This is a genomic window from Phaeovulum vinaykumarii, assembly GCF_900156695.1.
Taxonomy (GTDB): domain Bacteria; phylum Pseudomonadota; class Alphaproteobacteria; order Rhodobacterales; family Rhodobacteraceae; genus Bieblia_A; species Bieblia_A vinaykumarii.
In genome coordinates this window covers 131,323-149,935 of the sequence record NZ_FTOM01000003.1, presented here as the reverse complement: position 1 = coordinate 149,935, position 18,613 = coordinate 131,323, and the positions used below count along the sequence as shown (strand labels likewise).

Annotated in this window: 17 protein-coding genes; 8 read left to right on the top strand and 9 right to left on the bottom strand. The window is 68.8% G+C overall.

All coding sequences use genetic code 11. The annotated features are described in order from the left end of the window. Window positions 1-3: 3 nt before the first annotated feature. The 6 genes from BW949_RS08760 to BW949_RS08735 form a co-directional block, all read right to left on the bottom strand. Window positions 4-471, bottom strand: a complete 468-nt coding sequence (locus tag BW949_RS08760; protein ID WP_076365195.1) for a chemotaxis protein CheW — start codon at window positions 469-471, stop codon at window positions 4-6. Window positions 472-476: 5 nt separating this feature from the next. Further along, on the bottom strand, window positions 477-2,738 hold the full coding sequence (locus BW949_RS08755; protein ID WP_076365193.1) for a chemotaxis protein CheA: 2,262 nt from the start codon (window positions 2,736-2,738) through the stop codon (window positions 477-479). A 12-nt stretch (window positions 2,739-2,750) separates the two neighbouring features. Continuing rightward, a complete protein-coding gene (locus BW949_RS08750) occupies window positions 2,751-3,116 on the bottom strand; it encodes a response regulator (protein ID WP_076365191.1) in 366 nt (121 codons plus the stop codon). Beyond that, on the bottom strand, window positions 3,113-3,391 hold the full coding sequence (locus BW949_RS08745; protein WP_076365189.1) for an STAS domain-containing protein: 279 nt from the start codon (window positions 3,389-3,391) through the stop codon (window positions 3,113-3,115). The genes BW949_RS08750 and BW949_RS08745 overlap by 4 nt, the downstream gene beginning before the upstream one ends. A 182-nt stretch (window positions 3,392-3,573) precedes the next feature. Continuing rightward, window positions 3,574-4,539: a glucokinase gene (locus BW949_RS08740; protein ID WP_076365187.1), complete on the bottom strand. Its 966-nt coding sequence runs from the start codon at window positions 4,537-4,539 to the stop codon at window positions 3,574-3,576. A 57-nt stretch (window positions 4,540-4,596) separates the two neighbouring features. Beyond that, window positions 4,597-5,946, bottom strand: a complete 1,350-nt coding sequence (locus BW949_RS08735; RefSeq protein ID WP_076365185.1) for a family 1 glycosylhydrolase — start codon at window positions 5,944-5,946, stop codon at window positions 4,597-4,599. 325 nt (window positions 5,947-6,271) lie between these two features. On the opposite strand from BW949_RS08735, the gene BW949_RS08730 reads away from it, so the two are divergent. From BW949_RS08730 to BW949_RS17035, 7 genes are all read left to right on the top strand, one after another. After that, entirely contained in the window at window positions 6,272-7,636 is a 1,365-nt protein-coding gene (locus BW949_RS08730) for an ABC transporter substrate-binding protein (RefSeq protein ID WP_407947259.1), read from the top strand. 8 nt (window positions 7,637-7,644) lie between these two features. Further along, window positions 7,645-8,646, top strand: a complete 1,002-nt coding sequence (locus BW949_RS08725; RefSeq protein WP_076365183.1) for a carbohydrate ABC transporter permease — start codon at window positions 7,645-7,647, stop codon at window positions 8,644-8,646. Beyond that, window positions 8,643-9,749 carry a carbohydrate ABC transporter permease gene (locus tag BW949_RS08720; RefSeq protein WP_076365181.1) on the top strand — a complete coding sequence of 369 codons (1,107 nt, stop codon included), beginning with the start codon at window positions 8,643-8,645 and terminating at the stop codon, window positions 9,747-9,749. The genes BW949_RS08725 and BW949_RS08720 overlap by 4 nt, the downstream gene beginning before the upstream one ends. A 43-nt stretch (window positions 9,750-9,792) precedes the next feature. After that, window positions 9,793-10,869: an ABC transporter ATP-binding protein gene (locus tag BW949_RS08715; RefSeq protein ID WP_076365179.1), complete on the top strand. Its 1,077-nt coding sequence runs from the start codon at window positions 9,793-9,795 to the stop codon at window positions 10,867-10,869. Window positions 10,870-10,941: 72 nt separating this feature from the next. Continuing rightward, entirely contained in the window at window positions 10,942-12,486 is a 1,545-nt protein-coding gene (locus tag BW949_RS08710) for a trimethylamine methyltransferase family protein (RefSeq protein WP_083947675.1), read from the top strand. 122 nt (window positions 12,487-12,608) lie between these two features. Then, window positions 12,609-13,499: a GTP pyrophosphokinase gene (locus tag BW949_RS08705; protein ID WP_076365175.1), complete on the top strand. Its 891-nt coding sequence runs from the start codon at window positions 12,609-12,611 to the stop codon at window positions 13,497-13,499. 32 nt (window positions 13,500-13,531) lie between these two features. After that, on the top strand, window positions 13,532-13,678 hold the full coding sequence (locus BW949_RS17035; RefSeq protein WP_159440056.1) for a hypothetical protein: 147 nt from the start codon (window positions 13,532-13,534) through the stop codon (window positions 13,676-13,678). Between the two features lie 45 nt (window positions 13,679-13,723). Here the strand turns inward: BW949_RS17035 and gatB are convergent, their stop codons facing one another. The 3 genes from gatB to BW949_RS08690 all read right to left on the bottom strand — a co-directional run bounded on the left by gatB (window position 13,724) and on the right by BW949_RS08690 (window position 17,115). After that, window positions 13,724-15,241, bottom strand: coding sequence for an Asp-tRNA(Asn)/Glu-tRNA(Gln) amidotransferase subunit GatB (gene gatB / locus BW949_RS08700; protein WP_076365172.1), 1,518 nt, complete (start codon window positions 15,239-15,241; stop codon window positions 13,724-13,726). A 253-nt stretch (window positions 15,242-15,494) separates the two neighbouring features. Next, window positions 15,495-16,016, bottom strand: a complete 522-nt coding sequence (locus tag BW949_RS08695) for a DUF1178 family protein (RefSeq protein ID WP_076365170.1) — start codon at window positions 16,014-16,016, stop codon at window positions 15,495-15,497. 127 nt (window positions 16,017-16,143) lie between these two features. Further along, entirely contained in the window at window positions 16,144-17,115 is a 972-nt protein-coding gene (locus BW949_RS08690; protein ID WP_076365168.1) for a threonine dehydratase, read from the bottom strand. Between the two features lie 398 nt (window positions 17,116-17,513). On the opposite strand from BW949_RS08690, the gene BW949_RS08685 reads away from it, so the two are divergent. Next, window positions 17,514-18,599, top strand: coding sequence for an NAD(P)/FAD-dependent oxidoreductase (locus BW949_RS08685; protein ID WP_076365166.1), 1,086 nt, complete (start codon window positions 17,514-17,516; stop codon window positions 18,597-18,599). Window positions 18,600-18,613 lie beyond the last annotated feature (14 nt).

Sequence of the window (18,613 nt, the reverse complement as noted above, 5' to 3'; positions counted from 1 at the left end):
GTCTCAGGCGGCTTCCGCGGTTCCGTCGGGCAGAACTGCTTGCAGGTCGAGAACGCGGATCATGCGCCCCTCGACGATGGTCAGTGCCTCGATGTAGCTGTGGGCGGCATCGGCCGCGAGATCGGGCGGCGGTTGCAGCTCCGAGCGCGGCAGCGCCAGAATATCGGACACGGCATCGACCAGAAGCCCGGCGGCCTGGCCGGCGACCTGGACCACGATGATGACGTTGCGCGCATCGCCCTTGACCGGCGGCATCCCGAGGCGCGTGGACAGATCGACGACCGGCAGCACCGTGCCGCGCAGGTTGATCACGCCGCGCACATGGGCGGGGGCATGGGGCAGGGGCGTGGCACGGGTCCAGCCGCGGATCTCGCGCACGGACATGATGTCGACGCTGTATTCCTGTTCGGCCAGTCGGAACGACAGAAGTTCCACTTCGCCGGTGTTTTTCACATTGGGTTCATCGGTCATGGGGATCATCCTGCAAGGTCGAGGTCGGCAACACGGGTGCGTCCGCTCGCGTTCTGAACAAGGTCGGCGGGGTCGAGAATGAGAGCGATCTGGCCGTCGCCCAGGATCGTCGCCGCCGCGACGCCGGGGATATGGCCGTAGCTTTGCTGCAGCCCTTTGATGACGACCTGACGCTGTTCCATGATGGCATCGACGACCAGCGCCGATCGGGCGCCATCTTCCTGTGCGGTCAGAAGGACAATGCCGCCTTCGTAGGTGGTCTGCGGCGCCCGATAACCCAGTTCGGCGCCCAGATCATAGAGCGGCACGAAGGCGCCGCGCACATGGATCACGTTCGTTTCCGGCCCGAGCGAGCGGATGTCGTTCTGGGTCAGCGTTGCGGTTTCCACGATCGAGGACAGCGGCACCACGAGGGTTTCGCCGGCGACGTTGACGACCATGCCATCGAGAACCGCCAGGGTGAGCGGCAGCGAGATCGAGAATTTCGTGCCCTTGCCGGGTTCGGAGGTGATCGAGATGCGTCCGCCCAGCGACTGGATCGCCTGACGCACGACATCCATGCCGACCCCGCGGCCCGAGAGGGCCGAGACCTGATCGGCGGTCGAGAAGCCGGGCAGGAAGAGCAGGTTGTCAATTTCGCTGTCGGTGAGGTTGGCATCCGCGGGGACAAGCCCCTTCTTGATGGCGATATCGCGGACCTTGGGCCGGTTGATGCCGGCGCCGTCGTCCTCGATCTCGATCACGACGCGGCCCGAACGGTGCAGCGCCGAGAGGGTGATCACCCCTTCGGGCGGCTTGCCGGCGGCCACGCGCTTTTCGGGCGTTTCAAGGCCGTGGTCGACCGAGTTCCGGATCATGTGGGTCAGCGGGTCGGCCAGCCGTTCGATGACGGTCTTGTCGACTTCGGTGCTCTCGCCCTCGGTGCGCAGGCGCACCTGCTTGCCGACCGCGGCCGAGGATTCGCGCACGATCCGGCCCATCCGCTGGAACAGCGGCTTCACGGGCTGGGCGCGGATCATCATCACACTGTCCTGGATGTCGCGCGTGAGCATCATGAAGGCCTCGAGGCCGTTCATGACCGCCGAGGTCGGCGGCAGCCCGGCTTCGGCCACGCTTTGCGACAGCATCGCCTGGTTGATGACCAGCTCGCCCACGAGGTTGACCAGGCGGTCGATCCGTTCGAGGTCGACCCGCACCGTCGCCGAGGCATGCTCGCCCCCCCCGCCCGATGCGGCGGGTTTGGCGGCAGGCTTGGCCGGTGCGGCCGCGGCCGGGGCGGGTGCAGGGGCATCCGCGACGGCTTCGGCAGGCGTGCCGGCATCGGCCGCGGGCGCGGAGGGCGCCGCGACAGCCGGTGCGGTGGCCGACGTATCGGCGGGTTCAGAAGTCAGATCAGCCGGGGGCAGCGCAATGTCAGAAGACGCCACGGGCGCTGCACCGGGCGCGGTCTCTTCCGCCGAGTCGATCTCCTCGTCAGCGCCGCCGTCCAGCGGCGTGATGTCGATCTCGCAGACATCCTCGATGAAATCGAAGAGGTCGCGGACCTCGTCTTCGGCCACCGGGGCCATGAGGCGCGCGGTCCAGCTCAGATAGGCCTGTTCGGGGTCGATCGCGGCCAGATCGGGCAGCCGGGCGGTGTCGATCTCGGTTTCGCAGGGGCCCAAAGCCGAAAGCTGCTTGAGCACCTGGAGGATCTCGTTGCCCGAGGCATAGAGCCCGCTTTGCGGGGTCAGCCGGATCTGCCAGCCCGGTTTCTGGGTGGGCAGTTCCTCGGTGGCGTCGGGCGGGGAGCCGAAGTCGAAGTCCATGTCGAGCTCGAGCGACAGGCCCATCGGCTGGAAGTCGGTGACTTCTTCCTCCTGCTCGGCAATCGCGGCCGGCCCGCCCATCAGCGCTTCAAGTTCCTGAAGCACCTCCTCGGCGCCGGCGGGGACGGGGCCACCGTCACGTGCGGCGGCCACATGGTCGGACAGAAGGTCCGCGGCGGCAAAGAACAGCCGCATCGCGTCGGGCGTCACATCCAAACGACCCGAACGCACTTCATCCATGACGGTCTCGTAGCGGTGCGCGAACGCCACGAGCGCGTCGAGCCCGAAAGCCCCGGCGCCACCCTTGATCGAGTGCACGGCCCTGAAGACGACGTTGATCGTCTCGTTGTCATGGTCCCCCTCGTCCATGCTGACAAGGGCATCCTGAAGGCTTTCCAGAAGTTCTTCGCATTCGACGAAGAAGGAGGCGCGGATTTCCGCCATAGGGTCCAGGGCCATGACGACGCTCCTTTAGCTGACGACCATATTGAGCGCCTTGACCAGCTTGACCGGGTCGAAGGGCTTGACGATCCAGCCGGTGGCACCGGCTGCGCGGGCGCGGGCCTTGAGCTCGGGCGCGCTTTCGGTGGTCAGGACAAGGATCGGCGTGGCGCGATGCTTGCTCTGGCCGCGGACGGCTTCGATGAAGCCGAAACCATCGAGACGCGGCATGTTGATGTCCGAGATGATGGCATCGGGTTCGATGTCCTCGAGCACTTCGAGACCGTGCACACCGTCCTCGGCCAGGTGCAAGGTGATGCCGGCGTCGTTCAGTGCAAGCTTCAGCATGTCGCGGATGGTGCGGCTGTCATCGACAGCAAGGACCGTCATGCTCATGGATTGCCCTCCGATTCGAACGTCTCGGCGGAAACCCCGAACAGCGCGACTGCGTCGTCGAAGGCTTTGGACCGAGGAGCGATGATGAACTGATGGCCAGCCGCGCGCGCAGAGGCCGCGGCCGACAGGAGAAGTTGCAGACAGAGCCCGCCGATATGCGCGACGGTGGAGGCGTCGACCTGCATGTCCTCGCCGGAATTGGCGCGCAGCGCGTCGGCAAGCGGCCGGGCCGCAGGCAGATCGAGCCGGTTTGGCAATGCAAGGGCGGCGGTCATTTCCGGCCCCCCGCGCTTTGGATGTGAAACAGGCGCACTTGTTCCCCTTTCGATCTTGGATGGAAAAGGGATAGGCGGTGCAAGTTAAGATAGGTTTGACGCCGGCGCGTTCCGCGAGACTTGTCAAAATTCCAGATCGGCCCGCGAGGAGCGTCTTTGGGGCATCGGGAAGGGGGCGTCCCTCAGGCCCCGATCGGGACCGGGCGCGCCGCCAGGCGGGCACAACCCCACAGCGCGGCATAATCGTCTTCGATCACGGAAACGGGGAAATCCGCCATCAGGGCGCTGAAACGGCCCTTGTCTGCAAAGGCGCGATCAAATCCGTCACGCAAAAGCGACGGCGCCATGGCCCGTGCCAGCCCCCCGCACAGCCAGATCCCGCCGAAGGGCAGATGCACCAGCGCCAGATCCCCCGCGGCCCGTCCCAGAAAACGCGCAAAAAGCGCACCAGTTTTGAGTGATTCGCCCGCGTTGATCGCGGCGACGATCTCGGGGGCGGGGCGCGGATCGGGCGGCAGGCCGTCTTCGGCGCGGGCAAAGGCATGCAATTTCAGGATGCCGCGGCCCGAGAGCGCATCCTCGACCACCGCCCCCCCGGCCAGCGCGACATGACGGGCCAGCCGCAGGTCATCGGCGTCGCGCAACGCCAGCGCCATCTGCCCGGCCTCCGAGGCCGCCACCACAGGCCCCGCGGGCGTGGGCAGCACCAGCGCTGCGTTGAACCCCGTGCCGATGCCGATCACCAGCCGCGTGCCGTGCGGCTCGGCCGGGGCCGCGATCAGGGGCCGCGTGCGCGCGGGCGGCAGCACGTCAAGCGCGTGGCCCTGCGCCTGAAGGTCGTTGAGGATCTCGATCCGCCCGGCGCCGGTGGCGGCGCGCAGATCCTCGGGGGTGATGGCCCAGTCAAGATTGGTCAGATGCGCCCGCCCGGCCCGCACGGGGCCTGCGACCGCAACGCAAAGCGTGCCGATCCGCGGCGCTCCGGCCTCGGCCAGGGCCTGCGCCAGCACCGCCGCCAGTCCCGGAAAGTCGCGGTTGGCATAGCGGCGGATGTCGCCCGTCTCGACCGCCCCGGCGCGCGCCAGCGCCACGCGGGTATTGGTGCCGCCCACATCGGCCACCAGATCAAGGGTCGGGCTGTCGGTCATCACTCGGGTCCGGTTACGGGTCTGACGGCCTGGGCCCTGGCGCCGGGGCGCATCAGCTCAGACCCGGCGGCCCAGTGCCGCCGTCACCGCGTGATAGGACGCCTTGGGCCTGCGCTGCAAGCTGTCGTGATCGACCTCGACCAGGCCGAAGCCCGCGGAAAAGCCCGCCTCCCATTCGAAACCGTCCAGAAGCGACCGGATCATGTAGCCCGCAAGCGGCACCCCTTCGGCGATGGCCTCGCGGCAGGCATCGAGATGTTCGGCCAGAAACAGCACCCGGTCGGCATCCAGGATCATGCCGTCGCCGTCGCGCTGGCGGTCGGGCGCGGCCATGCCGTTTTCCGTCACGATCAGCGGCAGATCGCCCGTCAGCGTGTCGCGCAGCCACACCAGCCGCTCGAGCAGGCCCTCGGGCGCCGATTCCCGGCCCAGAACGCAGGTGGGGCGCGTGCCGGGCCCGGTGCTCAGCGCAGGCCAGGGCGCGTTTGCCGGCGCGACCAGGCGGCGGGTGTGATAGCTGACCCCCAGCCAGTCGAGCGGCTGCGCGATGGTGTCCAGATCCGCTTCGGCCCGGCGCGGCAGATGCGGGCCCAGCGCCTCGAGAAGTGCGGCCGGATAGCCCTGCCCGAAAAGCGGCCCGAGCACGGCGCGATGCTGCATCAGGTCGTGACGCGCGGTGGCCTCGGCGGCGGCGGGACGTTCGTCTGCGGGCAGAAGCTGCGTGAAATCCAGCACGGCGCCGATCTGCGGGCCTGCGGCCGCGCGCAGGGCCTGCACCCCCAGCCCCTGCGCCAGAAGCGCGTGATGGAGCGCGCGGCTTGCGGCGCGGATGTCGCGCAGGCCGGGCGCATGGCGGCCGTGGAAATGCCCCGCCCAGGCCAGCTCGGCGGGGGCGTTGACGGGCGCCGCGCTCCACAGCCGGTCGCCCAGCCGCGCCCCGACCTGCGCCGCCAGATCGGCCAGCCGCAGCGCCGTGTCGCGGTTGGCCCAGCCGCCGCGATCGGCCGCCCAGGCCGGCAATTCGCCGTGATAGAGCGTCAGCGCCGGTTTCATGCCGCGCGCGCAGATCCCGTCCACCAGGCGGTCGTAGAAGGCCAGCCCGCGCTCCGAGAAGCTCTCGGGCCCCTCGGGCTGGAGCCGCGCCCAGGAGGTCGAGAACCGCCAGGCATCGACCCCCGCCGCCGCGGCCAGGTCCAGATCCTGCGGAAACAGCACCCGATGCCCGCAGGCCTGCCGCCCATTGACCCCGCCCCGCACGCTGCCGGGCGTGGCGGCGAAACTGTCCCAATGGCAGGGGCCGGCACCCGCCGTGCCCTCGATCTGATAGGCCGCCGCGCTCAGGCCGAAGACAAAGCCCGCCGGGAAATCGGCGCGCGCGGGCAGGCTGGGAAAACCTTGCGGCAGCATCGAACCCCCATGCGCAGGAAGGATTGCAAGACAGCCTAGGCACGGGGCAACAGGCGGTCAATCATTCCCGCGATCTGCGGGGGCAAAATGCACGCAAGGGATGAAAGTCGCGCGTTGACAAGGGTCTGCACATGGGAAAGGCTGGGCCTGTCGGCTGTTGTCGGCCCGAGCTTGAGGCCCGCGAGTGTGGCCCGGCGCCGCCGGCCCGCACCGGGTCTGGCCCCGGTCCCATCGGCCGACAGGAAGGGGGACGACGATGGTCAAACGCGACATGATCTGCCCCGCGCGGATCCGGTCTGTGACGCGGGGCCTGGTGGGGGCGCTGCTGCTGGCGGGTGGCGTTTCCGGTGGCGCTATGGACGCGGCAGCGGGAGGCGGAGCGGCGGGGGATCTCGTCTTTCCCCCCGGTGCCGACCCGCGCTTTCACTGGGACGACCTTGCCGCGCTTGCCGATCATGACCTCTCGGGGCAGACGATCACCATCCTGTCGCCCTGGACCGGCCCCGACAAGGCGCTGGTCGAAAGCGTCATCGCCTATTTCGAGACCGCAACCGGCGCGCGCGTCCTGCATGGCGGGTCGGACAGTTTCGAGCAGCAGATCCTCATCGACGCCGAGGCCGGATCGCCCCCCGACATTGCCGTCTTTCCCCAGCCGGGGCTGGTGGCCGATCTGGCCGCCAAGGGCCATCTGCGGCCCATGCCCGCCGACACCGCTGACTGGCTGTCTGCCCATTACGCCGCCGGGGACAGCTGGGCGGGGCTGGCGCGCCACGCAGGGCCGGACGGCGTGCCGCGCCTTTATGCCTTTCCCTACAAGGCCGAGCTGAAGTCGCTGGTCTGGTATGTCCCCGAGAATTTCGCCGAGGCTGGGCTGAGCCTCCCCCGCAGCCAGGAGGATCTTCTGGCGCTTTCCGACCACCTCGTGCGTTTGGGCGAGACGCCCTGGTGCATCGGGCTGGGATCGGGCGGCGCGACCGGCTGGCCCGCCACCGATTGGGTCGAGGAATTCATGCTGCGCCTCTATCCGCCCCAAGTCTATGACGCCTGGGTTTCGCACGCGATCCCCTTCGATGATCCGCGCGTGATCGCCGCGATCGAGGCCTTCGGCGCCTTCGTGCGCACCCCCGGCTATGTGGCCGGCGGCCCGGCCGCCGTCGCCGCGACCGATTTCCGCGACAGTCCCGCGGGGCTTTTCACCCTGCCGCCACGTTGCTGGATGCACCGCCAGGCCAGTTTCATCCCCACCTTCTTTCCGCCCGGAACCCAGATCGGGCGCGATGTCGATTTCTTCTACTTTCCCGCCTACGCCGACCGCGATCTGGGCCAGCCGGTTCTGGGCCAGCCGGTTTTGGGATCGGGCGCCTTCTGGGCCCGGATGAGCGACGCCCCCGCCGCGGCGGTGTTCCTTTCGTTCCTGCGCAGCCCCCTCGCGCATGAGATCTGGATGGCTCAGAGCGGTTTCCTGACGCCCCACCGCGGCGTGAACCCCGACCTTTACGGCGATCCGACCCTGCGCAAGATGGGCGCGATCCTTCTGGGCGCCAGCCTCTTTCGCTTCGACGGATCGGACCTGATGCCGGGGGCGATCGGGGCCGGGGCCTTCTGGACCGGCATGCTCGATTATGTCGCCGGCGCGCCCGCCGCGCAGGTCGCAGCACAGATCCAGAAGACCTGGGACAGCCTGGATTAGGTGCCGCGATGCCTGAGGCCCTGACGCTGGCCGCCGCCACGATGCTGAGCGTTCTTTTCACCTGTGTGGCATGGGTTTGGGGGGCGAACCGCATGCTGGACCTGATCTGGCCCGCAACCGGCAGGCGGGCGGGGCGCAACAGCGCGCGCGCCGGTCTGATCCGGCCCTGGCTGTTTCTGGGGCCGGCGCTTGTGTTCATGGGGCTCTATCTGGTGTGGCCGGTGCTGCGCACGGGCTGGCTGGCGCTGCATGACGCGACCGGGGCCCGGTTCGTGGGCCTTGAGAACCTGCGCTGGCTGGCAAGCGACGCGCGGCTGTACGAGGCGCTTGGCAACAGCCTGGCCTGGCTTCTGGTGGTGCCCGCGGTCTCGACGGCGCTGGGGTTGATCGCGGCGGTTCTGACCGACGGGCTGCGCTGGGGGGTGCTGGCCCGCGCCGTCCTGTTCATGCCGATGGCGATCTCGTTCGTGGGGGCGGCGGTGATCTGGAAATTCATCTATGCCTTCACCCCCGAACCCGCGCCCGAGATCGGTCTTCTGAACGCGCTGGTGACGGCGGCGGGGGGCGCGCCGCAGGCCTGGCTGACACGGGCGTTCGTCAACGATCTGGCGCTGATGGTGGTGGTGATCTGGATGCAGACGGGCTTTGCCATGGTGATCCTGTCGGCGGCCCTGCGCGCCGTGCCCGAAGAGACGCTGGAGGCCGCGCGTCTGGACGGGGCGGGTCCGTGGACGATCTTCACCCGCATCCAGGTGCCCCAGATCCGCGGCACGCTGGCCGTGGTCTGGACCGCGATCACGATCATGGTCCTCAAGCTCTTCGACATCGTCTTCGTGATGACCAACGGCCAATGGGGCACGCAGGTTCTGGCCAATCTGATCTATGACTGGATGTTCCGCGGCAGCCCCGATGCGGGGCGCGGCGCGGCGGTGGCGCTGGTGCTGATGGCGCTGGTCACGCCGCTGATGATCTGGAACATCCGCGCCGCCCTGCGCGAGGAGCGGGCATGAGCGCCCTTGCCCTGCTGCGCCATCTGGCGGTGGCGGCGCTGGTTGCGCTGTGGCTGCTGCCGACGGCGGGCCTTCTGGTGACGGCGCTGCGCGATCCGGGCCAGATCACGGGGGCGGGCTGGTGGAGTGCCCCTTTCCCGGCGACGGTCACGGTCTTTCGCCGGCTTGCGCCCACGACACCGGCGCGCGCCGACGGGGATGCCTGGCTGCACGAGGGGCAGCTTCTCGGCCCGGACGAGACGCTTCTGGCCTGGGGTCTTTCGGCGCGCGATCCCGCGGCGCTGGCGCCGGGGGCCGAGATCGCCACGCGGGCGGGCGATCTGCGGGTCGCGGCAAACGGGCGCTATGTCCTGCGCAGCCCGCAGCCCGAGGCCGCGCCGGGCCTGCGGGTGTTCCTGCGCCTGCGCGTGCCGCCGCGCTTCACCTTCGAGAATTTCGCCCGCGTGATCGGCGCCGAGGGCATGGGCCGGGCCTTCCTGAATTCGCTGATGGTGACGGTTCCGGCCACGGTGCTTCCCATTCTGGTTGCCGGCTTCGCGGCTTACGCGCTGGCCTTCATGCGATTTGCCGGCCGCGCGCTGATCGTGGCGGGGGTGGTGGCGCTTCTGGTGGTGCCGCTGCATCTGACCTTGATCCCGCTCTTGCGGCTGCACAATGCGATCGGCCTTGGCAAGGGCTTCCTGGGGGTGTGGCTGGCGCATACGGGCTTCGGGCTGCCGCTTGCGGTCCATCTGTTGCGCAACGCCATGCTGGCCCTGCCGCGCGAGATCGTGGATTGCGCGCGTCTTGACGGCGCCTCCGAGCTGCGGATCTTCTTTCGGATCGTGCTGCCGCTCAGCTTTCCGGCGCTGGCGGCCTTTGCCACGTTCCAGTTCCTGTGGGTCTGGAACGATCTTCTGGTCGCTTTGGTGTTTCTGGGCGCGGGCCCCGATCAGCAGGTGCTGACGGGCGCCCTGCGCGAGATGATGGGCGCGCGCGGCGGGGAATGGGGGCTTCTGGCGGCCGCGGCCTTCGTGGCCATGGCGCTGCCGCTGGCGGTGTTCTTCGGGCTTCAGAGATCGCTCGTGCGCGGGCTGCTGACGGGGGCGGTGAAGGGGGGATGACCGCCTGGCAGGCGCGGCCCCACATTAAGGCGATAGTTCAATCATGACATCCATAATATTGGAAAACATAGCAAAATCATTTGGAGGAACGCGGGTTCTGGACGGGATCGACCTGGCCGTCGCCTCGGGCGAGCTGCTGGTGATCGTGGGGCCGTCGGGCTGCGGGAAAACCACGCTCCTGCGCCTGATCGCGGGGCTCGAGCCGATCACCTCGGGGCGGCTCATGATCGGCGGACAGGTGATGAACGACATCCCCCACGCGCGGCGCGGCATCGCCATGGTGTTTCAGAACTATGCCCTCTATCCTCATATGAACGTTCGGGAAAACATGGCCTTTGCGCTGCGGGTCGCGGGCGTCGGGCGCGACCGGATCGAGACGGCGGTGACGCGCGCGGCCCGCCTTCTGGATCTTGAGGACTGTCTCGACCGTTTCCCGCGCGCGCTGTCGGGCGGTCAGCGCCAGCGCGTGGCCATCGGCCGGGCGATCGTGCGCGAACCGGCGGTGTTTCTCTTCGACGAACCGCTCTCGAACCTGGATGCGGGGCTGCGCGGGGCGATGCGGCTCGAGATCGCGCGGCTCAAGGCGCGGCTCTCCGACCGCACCATGATCCATGTCACCCACGACCAGCTCGAGGCGATGACGCTGGCCGACCGGATCGTGGTGCTGGCCGGCGGGCGCATCGCGCAGGTCGGCCGGCCGCTGGATCTCTATGAGCGCCCCGAGACCGAATTCGTCGCCCGCTTCATCGGCAGCCCGGCCATGAACCTGATCCCCGCGACCGTGATCGCGGCCGGGGCGGTCACGCGGTTGCGCCTGGCCACGGCCGAGATCAGCCTGGCCCGCCCCACGCCGCCCGATCTGGCCGGGGCCGAGGTCAATCTGGGTGTGCGCCCCGAGCATCTGTTTCCCTCGGGCGGACCCGGTCTGGTCGCGGGGCGGGTCGATGTGGTCGAGGCCCTGGGCGAGGTCAGCCTGATCCATCTGGGCGGCATCACCGCCAAGCTGGCGGGCACGCGTCAGGATCTGGGCGGCCAGACGCTGCGCCTGTCGGCCGATCCGGCGCATCTGCATCTTTTCCACCGCGGCCGTTCGGTCATGTCGCATTTGCCCTTGGGATGACGCAAACCGGTCGGTTTCCGCCCGGCGCCGCGGGTATACCGGACGATGTGGTCATCTGGAGGAGAGAGCGGGATGGAACAGACGGCACCGGGGCGGCGTGGCCGCGGCGGGGGCGGGGCGGCGCGTCGGGCCGAGCGGCGCGCGACCAAGGTCGAACTGGTCCGCTTCATCGAGCGCAACATCCCCAACCTCGAGATCCTGAACGAGGAGGCGCTGGCCATCATCGAGGCCAATGCCGAGACCCTGCTCGAGGAAATCGGCGTCAATTTCGTGGAAAACCCCGCGGCGCTGGAACGCTGGCGCCAGGCCGGGGCCGATGTGCTGGGCGAGCGCGTGCGCTTTCCGCGCGGTCTGGTGCGCCAGCTCTGCGCCACCGCGCCCGCCAGCTTTGTCCAGCACGCCCGCAACCCCGACCGGAACGTGACCATCGGCGGGCGCAACCTGGTGCTGGCGCCGGTCTACGGCCCGCCCTTCGTGCGCGACATCGAAGGCGGGCGCCGCTATGCCCGGATCGAGGACTTCCGCAATTTCGTCAAGCTGGGCCAGATGTCCAAGTGGCTGCACCATTCGGGCGGCACGGTCTGCGAGCCCACCGACGTGGCCGTCAACAAGCGCCACCTCGACATGCTGCATGCGCATATGACGCTGTCGGACAAGCCCTACATGGGCTCGGTCACCGAACCCTCGCGCGCGGCCGACAGCGTCGAGATGTCGAAGATCCTGTTCGGGGCGGATTTCGTCGATCAGAACACGGTTCTGACCTCGCTGGTCAACATCAACTCGCCGCTGACCTTTGACGCCACGATGATGGGCGCGCTCGAGGTCTATGCCGCGGCCGGGCAGGCCTGTATCGTGTCGCCCTTCATCGTCGGCGGTGCGATGGCGCCGGTTTCGGTGGCCGGCACGCTGACGCAGGTTCTGGCCGAGGTGATGGTGGGCGTGGCCTACAGCCAGTTGATCCGCGCCGGTGCGCCGGTGATCTTCGGCACCTTCGTCACCTCGATCGACATGAACTCGGGCGCGCCCACCTTCGGCACGCCGGAGGCCGCGCAGATCACGCTGGGCGCGGGGCAGCTGGCGCGGCGCATGGGGCTGCCCTATCGCTCGGCGGGGTCGTTCTGCGGCTCGAAACTGCCCGATGCGCAGGCCGCCTACGAGACCGCCAACACCCTCAACATCGGGCTTCTGGCGGGGGTGAACTTCATGCTCCATGCCGCGGGCTGGCTCGAGGGGGGGCTTGTGGCCTCCTACGAGAAATTCGTGATGGATGCCGACCAGCTGGGCACGCTGCACCGGCTGGCGGCGGGGGTGGACATGTCGGCCTCGGCGCAGGCGATGGACGCGCTGCGCGAAGTGGGGCCGGGGGGGCATTTCCTGGGCTGCGCGCATACCCAGGCCCATTTCAAGGAGGCCTTCTGGCGGACCGAACTGCTGGATTACAAGCCCTTCGAAACCTGGGAGGAAGAGGGCGCGCGCGACACCGTCACCCTGGCCACGGCGCGGGTGAAAAAGCTGCTGGGGGCCTATGAGGCGCCGCCGATCGACCCCGGCATCCTCGAGGCGCTTGACGCCTATGTCGCGCAGAAGAAGGCCGCCGTGCCCGACGCCTTCCTCTGATCGCGCCCCTTCGCGGTGAAGGGCGGTGTTGACACGACCACAAGACGCGGCGTCTGCTGAAAGGCAGGGGCCGCGTTTTTCGTTGGCCTCCGGCATCGGGTGATCTTGGAGGGCGACGTTTCATGGCGTTCGACGAAAACCTCATTGACCTGGCGGTTGCGCGCTTTCGCCGCGAACGCGACCGCTATGTGAAATTGGCCGACCGCGTGGCCCAGATCTGCCGCGAAGACATCTGTGACGCGAATGCGATCCGCGCGCAGGTCACCGGGCGCGTCAAGAGCGAGAAATCGCTGGAGGGAAAGCTACGGCGTTTTCACGCGGCGGGGGAGAAGAGCTTTTCGGACGTGGACGATATATTCCACCAGATCAGTGACCTGGCGGGCGTTCGTATCGCGGCCTATCAGCATGAGGATTGCGCGCGGATCGTGGCGGCGCTGCAAGGGAAATTCGAACTGGTCGGCGCCCCGGACGCAAAGGACAAGAACCGGAACGATCCCGCGAACTATTATCGCGCGACGCATGTTCAGGTGAAATTGTCCGATAAGGACCTCGAGATCCGGCTTTATGACAATCTGGGCGATATCAGCTGTGAGGTCCAGGTCTGCACCATGATGGCCCATGTCTGGAACGAGATCGAACATGACATCGGCTACAAGAAGGACGGGGATCCTTCGAAAGATGAATGTCATTATCTGGAGCAACTGGGCCGGACGGTGCGGCAGGGGGATCTGGAAATCTCTTCGCTTCTCAAGGCGCTGGATCATCGGCGCGCGCAGGGCGAAACCCAGCCGTTCCACGATGTGCATGATTTCATCGCCCGGTCGCGCGGTTTGCTGGGCGGGAAGATGACCGATATTTCAAGGGAATCCGAGCAGGTCTTCGACATGCTGCGTGATCTGGGGATTACCCGCGCGGCGGAGCTGAAAACGCGGTCTCGGGCTGTGATCCGGACGCGCTGGTGCACTCCGTTCGGGACTTCAACGCGTATCTTGAGCAAAGCGGGGATCGGCTGACGCTTGACCCGGCCTCGGCCGATCTTCTGCTGATGGCGCTGCTCGAGACGAAGCTGGCGGAGATGGACGCGGCGCTGGAAGGGCGCGCCGGGCGCGGACGTGGGAGGGGGACCCGTTTGCACCAGATCGTGCGGCGCTATCAGAAGATGACGGGGGGCCAAAGCGCCGCTGAAACGTGAAAGGCGCGCCCGGCGGGGCGCGCCCTGTCTTGCGCGGCGGTTGCCTTAGAGGCCGAGTTTCTTCGCCACGATCTCGTTGACGGCGGCCGGGTTGGCCTTGCCGCCCGAGGCCTTGAGCACCTGGCCCACGAACCAGCCGGCCAGCTTGGGGTTCTGCTTGGCCTTCTCGACCTGGGCGGGGTTGGCGGCGATGATCTCGTCGACTGCGGTCTCGATCGCGCCGAGGTCGGTGACCTGTTTCATGCCGCGCGCCTCGACGATCTCGGCCGGGTCGCCGCCTTCGGTATAGACGATCTCGAACAGATCCTTGGCGATCTTGCCCGAGATGTCGCCCGACTTGATCAGCTTCACGATCCCGCCCAGCTGCGCCGGGCTGACCGGGCTTGCGCCGATCTCGTGGCCTTCCTTCTTGAGCCGGCCGAACAATTCGTTGATGACCCAGTTCGCGGCCAGCTTGCCGTCGGCGCAGACGGCCACGACCGCCTCGAAGTAATCGGCGTTCTCGACCTCGGCGGTCAGCACCGAGGCGTCGTATTCCGACAGGCCCAGATCCTTGACGAAGCGGGCCTTCTTGGCGTCGGGCAGCTCGGGCATGGTGGCGGCGATGTCGTCGACCCAGGCCTGTTCGATTTCCAGCGGCAGCAGGTCGGGGCAGGGGAAGTAGCGGTAGTCATGCGCCTCTTCCTTGGAGCGCATCGAGCGCGTCTCGCCCTTGTCGGGGTCGTAGAGGCGGGTTTCCTGATCGACCTTGCCGCCGTCCTCGACGATGGCGATCTGGCGGCGCGCCTCGTATTCGATGGCCTGCTGGATGAAGCGCATCGAGTTCATGTTCTTGATCTCGCAGCGCGTGCCCAGGACCGAGGCGTCGCCGGTCTCGATGAATTTCTCGTAATCGCCGGGGCGGCAGATCGAGACGTTGACGTCGGCGCGCAGGTTGCCGTTTTGCATGTTGCCGTCGCAGGTGCCCAGATAGCGCAGGATCTGGCGCAGCTTGGCGACATAGGCGGCGGCTTCCTCGGGGCCGCGGATGTCGGGGCGCGAGACGATCTCCATCAGCGCGACGCCCGTGCGGTTGAGGTCCACGAAGGACATGTTGGGGTCCATGTCGTGGATCGACTTGCCGGCGTCCTGTTCGAGGTGGATGCGTTCGATGCGCACGCGCCGCGCCACGCCCGGCCCCATGTCGACGATGATTTCCCCTTCGCCGACGATGGGGTGATAAAGCTGGCTGATCTGATAGCCCTGCGGCAAGTCGGGGTAGAAGTAGTTCTTGCGGTCGAAGGCCGAGCGCAGGTTGATCCCGGCCTTGAGGCCAAGCCCCGTGCGCACCGCCTGGGCCACGCAGAATTCGTTGATGACGGGCAGCATGCCGGGCATGGCGGCATCGACGAAGGCGACGTTGGAATTGGGCTCGGCGCCGAAGGTGGTGGAGGCGCCCGAGAAGAGCTTGGCGTTCGAGGCGACCTGGGCGTGGACCTCGAGGCCGATCACCAGTTCCCAATCCTCGCGCGCGCCGGCGATGCGCTTGGGCTCGGGGGCGCTGAAGGCGAGATGGTCGAGCATGCGGGACTCCTGTCGGCGGATGCGGTTTGGCGCGGTTTTAGGCGAGGGGGCGCGCGGGAGCAAGGGCCGTGGTGGCGGGCGACGGGGGTGTGCCGGGGTGTCTGGAGGGGAGGAGCGGGCCTTGGCCCCATCGAGGGGCCGCGGCCCGCGCCGCCGCCCCGTCGGGGCGTCGGGGGCACGGGGGGGGGGCAAGCGGCGGGAATGTCGGAGGCCGGCGGGGCGCGCGGTTGCCTTCCCCCGCAATCCCCGCGGATCAGTTGGTCTTGCGCGTGGGGATGAAGGGCAGCGGCAGGACCGGGATGCCGTCTTCGAGGAGCTGGCGGGCTTCGTCGAGGCGGGCCACGCCGCGGATGGCGCGTTCGGGGGTGCGGCCTTCGTGCATGGCGCGGGCCTCGCGGGCGAAGGCGGTGCCGACATCATCGGTGCTGGCCTCGATCTCGGCGCGCAGGGCGCGGAGCTTTTCCTCGATCTCGCCGGAGGGGCGGGCGAGGGGGCGGGCCGCGGTTGCCGAAGGGGCGGGCGCTGTGGCGCCGGGCGCGGCGCCTGCGGGGGACGTGTCGGGCTGGGACGCATCGGACTGGGACGCATCGGGCCGCGCGGGGGTGCGGCGCGCGGGGCGGACGGCCGGCGCCATCAAGGTTTTCTCGACCTGCGTGCTGCCGCAGATCGCGCAGCTGACAAGGCCGGCAGCGGCAAGCTTTTCATAGGCTTCGGCGGACTGGAACCAGCTGTCGAAAGCGTGGTTGCGGTCGCAGCGCAGGGAATAGCGGATCATCGTCGGGGCCCGGGGAGGAAGAGCCCCCAGAATGCCGCCTTCGCCTGCCCGGATGCAAGCCCCCCCAAACGGCCATGTCCCCAGATGTCCCCGCTCCATGCCGGGGCTGCCGGCGCGCGCCGGGGCCTCAGCCCGGCGTGGGGATGCCCCCCGACAGAAGCGTCGCCATCCAGGGGCTGTCGATGTTGCCCCCCGACACGATCACCCCCAGCCGCTTGCCGCGGTTGATCTCGGCCTCGGCCAGAAGGCCCGCGTAGGCGGCCGCGCCCGCGCCCTCGGCCACGGCATGGATGCCCGAGAAGAGCGCACGGATCGCCGCCGCGATCTGGTCATCCGACACGGTGAGAACGCGCGCCGCCCCCGCCCCGTAGATCGCCAGCGCCTCGGGCACCGGCACGCGCACGGCCAGCCCGTCGGCGAAGGTGTGCGCAGGCCCGGTCTCGACCACATGGCCCGCGGCGAAGGACAGCGCCGCCCCCGGTGCGCCCTCGGCCACCACCCCCACGATCTCGGTGGCAAGGCCCAGCGCATCGCGCGCCGCGATCACCCCGCAGATGCCCGAGCCGCAGCCGATCGGCACATAGACCCGGTCAAGGGGCGGCGCGGCGCGGAACAGCTCGAGCGCATAGGTCGCAACGCCCCGCACCAGCTCGGGGTGAAAGGGCGGCACGGCATAGAGGCCCTCGGCCGCGGCGACGCGCATCGCCTCCTCGCGGGCGGTGTCGAAATCGGGGCCGTGCTCGCGCAGCTCCGCCCCGAAGGCCCGCATCGCGGCGTTCTTCTCGACCGAATTGCCGTGCGGCACATAGACCACCGCGCGCAGGCCCGCCGCCACCGCCGCGCGCGCCTGCGACTGGCCGTGGTTGCCGCGCGTGGCGGTGATGATGCCGGGGCAGTCGGGATGGGTGCGGCGCAGCCAGTCGATCAGAGTGACACCGCCGCGCACCTTGAAGGCGCCGGTGGGGGCGGCGTTCTCGTGCTTGACCCAGACCTCGGCGCCCAGATCGGCGCCCAGCTGCGGCCAGTGGATCTGGGGCGTGGGCGGCACCTGGGCATGGACCAGATCCAGCGCCGCTTCGAGTTCGTCGAGTGTGAACATGGGATCTCCGGGCTGGGCAGCGCAGTGAAGCGCAGCCCCGTGCACGATGCAATCCTTTCGATCGGTGTCATGCGTTTCGCGCAAGGCCGCCCCCTGCCATCAGAGGTTGTGACGCGGCCGCGCCCGAACAATCCTGCACCCGGCCCCCTTGCGGGAGAACGACCCAGGAGAGCGAACATGAGACGTCCCGCGCTGGCCGCCCTGGCGGTATCCCGAAGCGGTGTCCCCCGCCATCCGGCCCCGTTCGTGGCCGCCGGCGGCGGTGGCTGAGCCGCCACACCATTTCCGGTCGCCCCGTTTCCGGTTTCTGCGCGCCGACGTCGCAGACGGGGCGGGAACCTCCATTGCCGCGCACCGCCCCCTTTCACCCGCGCGCCCCTCGTGTCAGAACTACGCTCATGCAGAACGATTTCCTCATCATCGGCGGCGGCGTCGCCGGCATCTCCGCCGCGGCGCGGCTGGCGCCCCTGGGGCGCGTCGCCCTTCTCGAGACCGAGCAGAGCCTCGGCTATCACGCCTCGGGCCGCTCGGCGGCGCTGTTCGAACCCCGCTACGGCAAGCGCCCGGTGGTCGAATTGTCCTTTGCCTCCGAGGATTACCACGCCCGCCACAACGGCGGTTACCTGACCCCGCGCGGGATCATGGTCGTGGCCCGCCCCGGCGCCGAGGCCGAGGCCTTCGAGGCCGAGATGGCGCAGATGGAACTGCCCGAGATCAGCCGCGACGAGGCGCGCACGATCCTGCCGATCCTGCGCCCCGAGATGGTGGCGCGCGCGGGCTATGCCACCCATGCCTTCGATATCGACACCGACCGGCTGATGGCCGATTTCCTGCGCGAGGCGCGCAACCACGGCGCCGCCGTCTATACCGCGACCCCGGTGCAAGGCATCCGGCGCAGCCTGCAAGGCTGGGCCGTCACCACGCCCAAGGGCGTCTTCGAGGGGCGCATCCTGGTCAATGCCGCGGGTGCCTGGGTGGACCGGATCGCGCAGATGGCGGGGGTGGCCCCCCTGGGCTTCACGCCGCTGCGCCGGTCGATGGCGCGCATTCCGGCCCCCGGCGGGCATGACGTCTCGACCTGGCCGATGACGCTCAATGTCGGCGAGACCTGGCATTGCAAGCCCGATGCCGGAGCGCTGATCGTGTCGCCGGCCGATCAGGACCCGGCCGAGCCGCATGACGCCTGGGCCGACGACATGGTGCTGGCCGAGGGGCTGGCGCGCTACGAGGAGATGGTGACCGAGCCGGTGACGCGGCTTCTGGCCAATTGGGCGGGTCTGCGCACCTTCGCGCCCGACCGGGTGCTGGTGATCGGGCCCGACCCGACCGACCCGTCCTTCGTGTGGTGCGCCGGGCAGGGGGGCTATGGCTTCCAGACCGCGCCGGGGGCCTCGGCGCTTCTGGCCGATCTGATGGCGGGCCGCCCGTCCGAACTTGACGGCGAAACGGTCGCAGCCCTTGCACCCGGCCGCTTCCGACAATAATTCAAGCCTGCGAA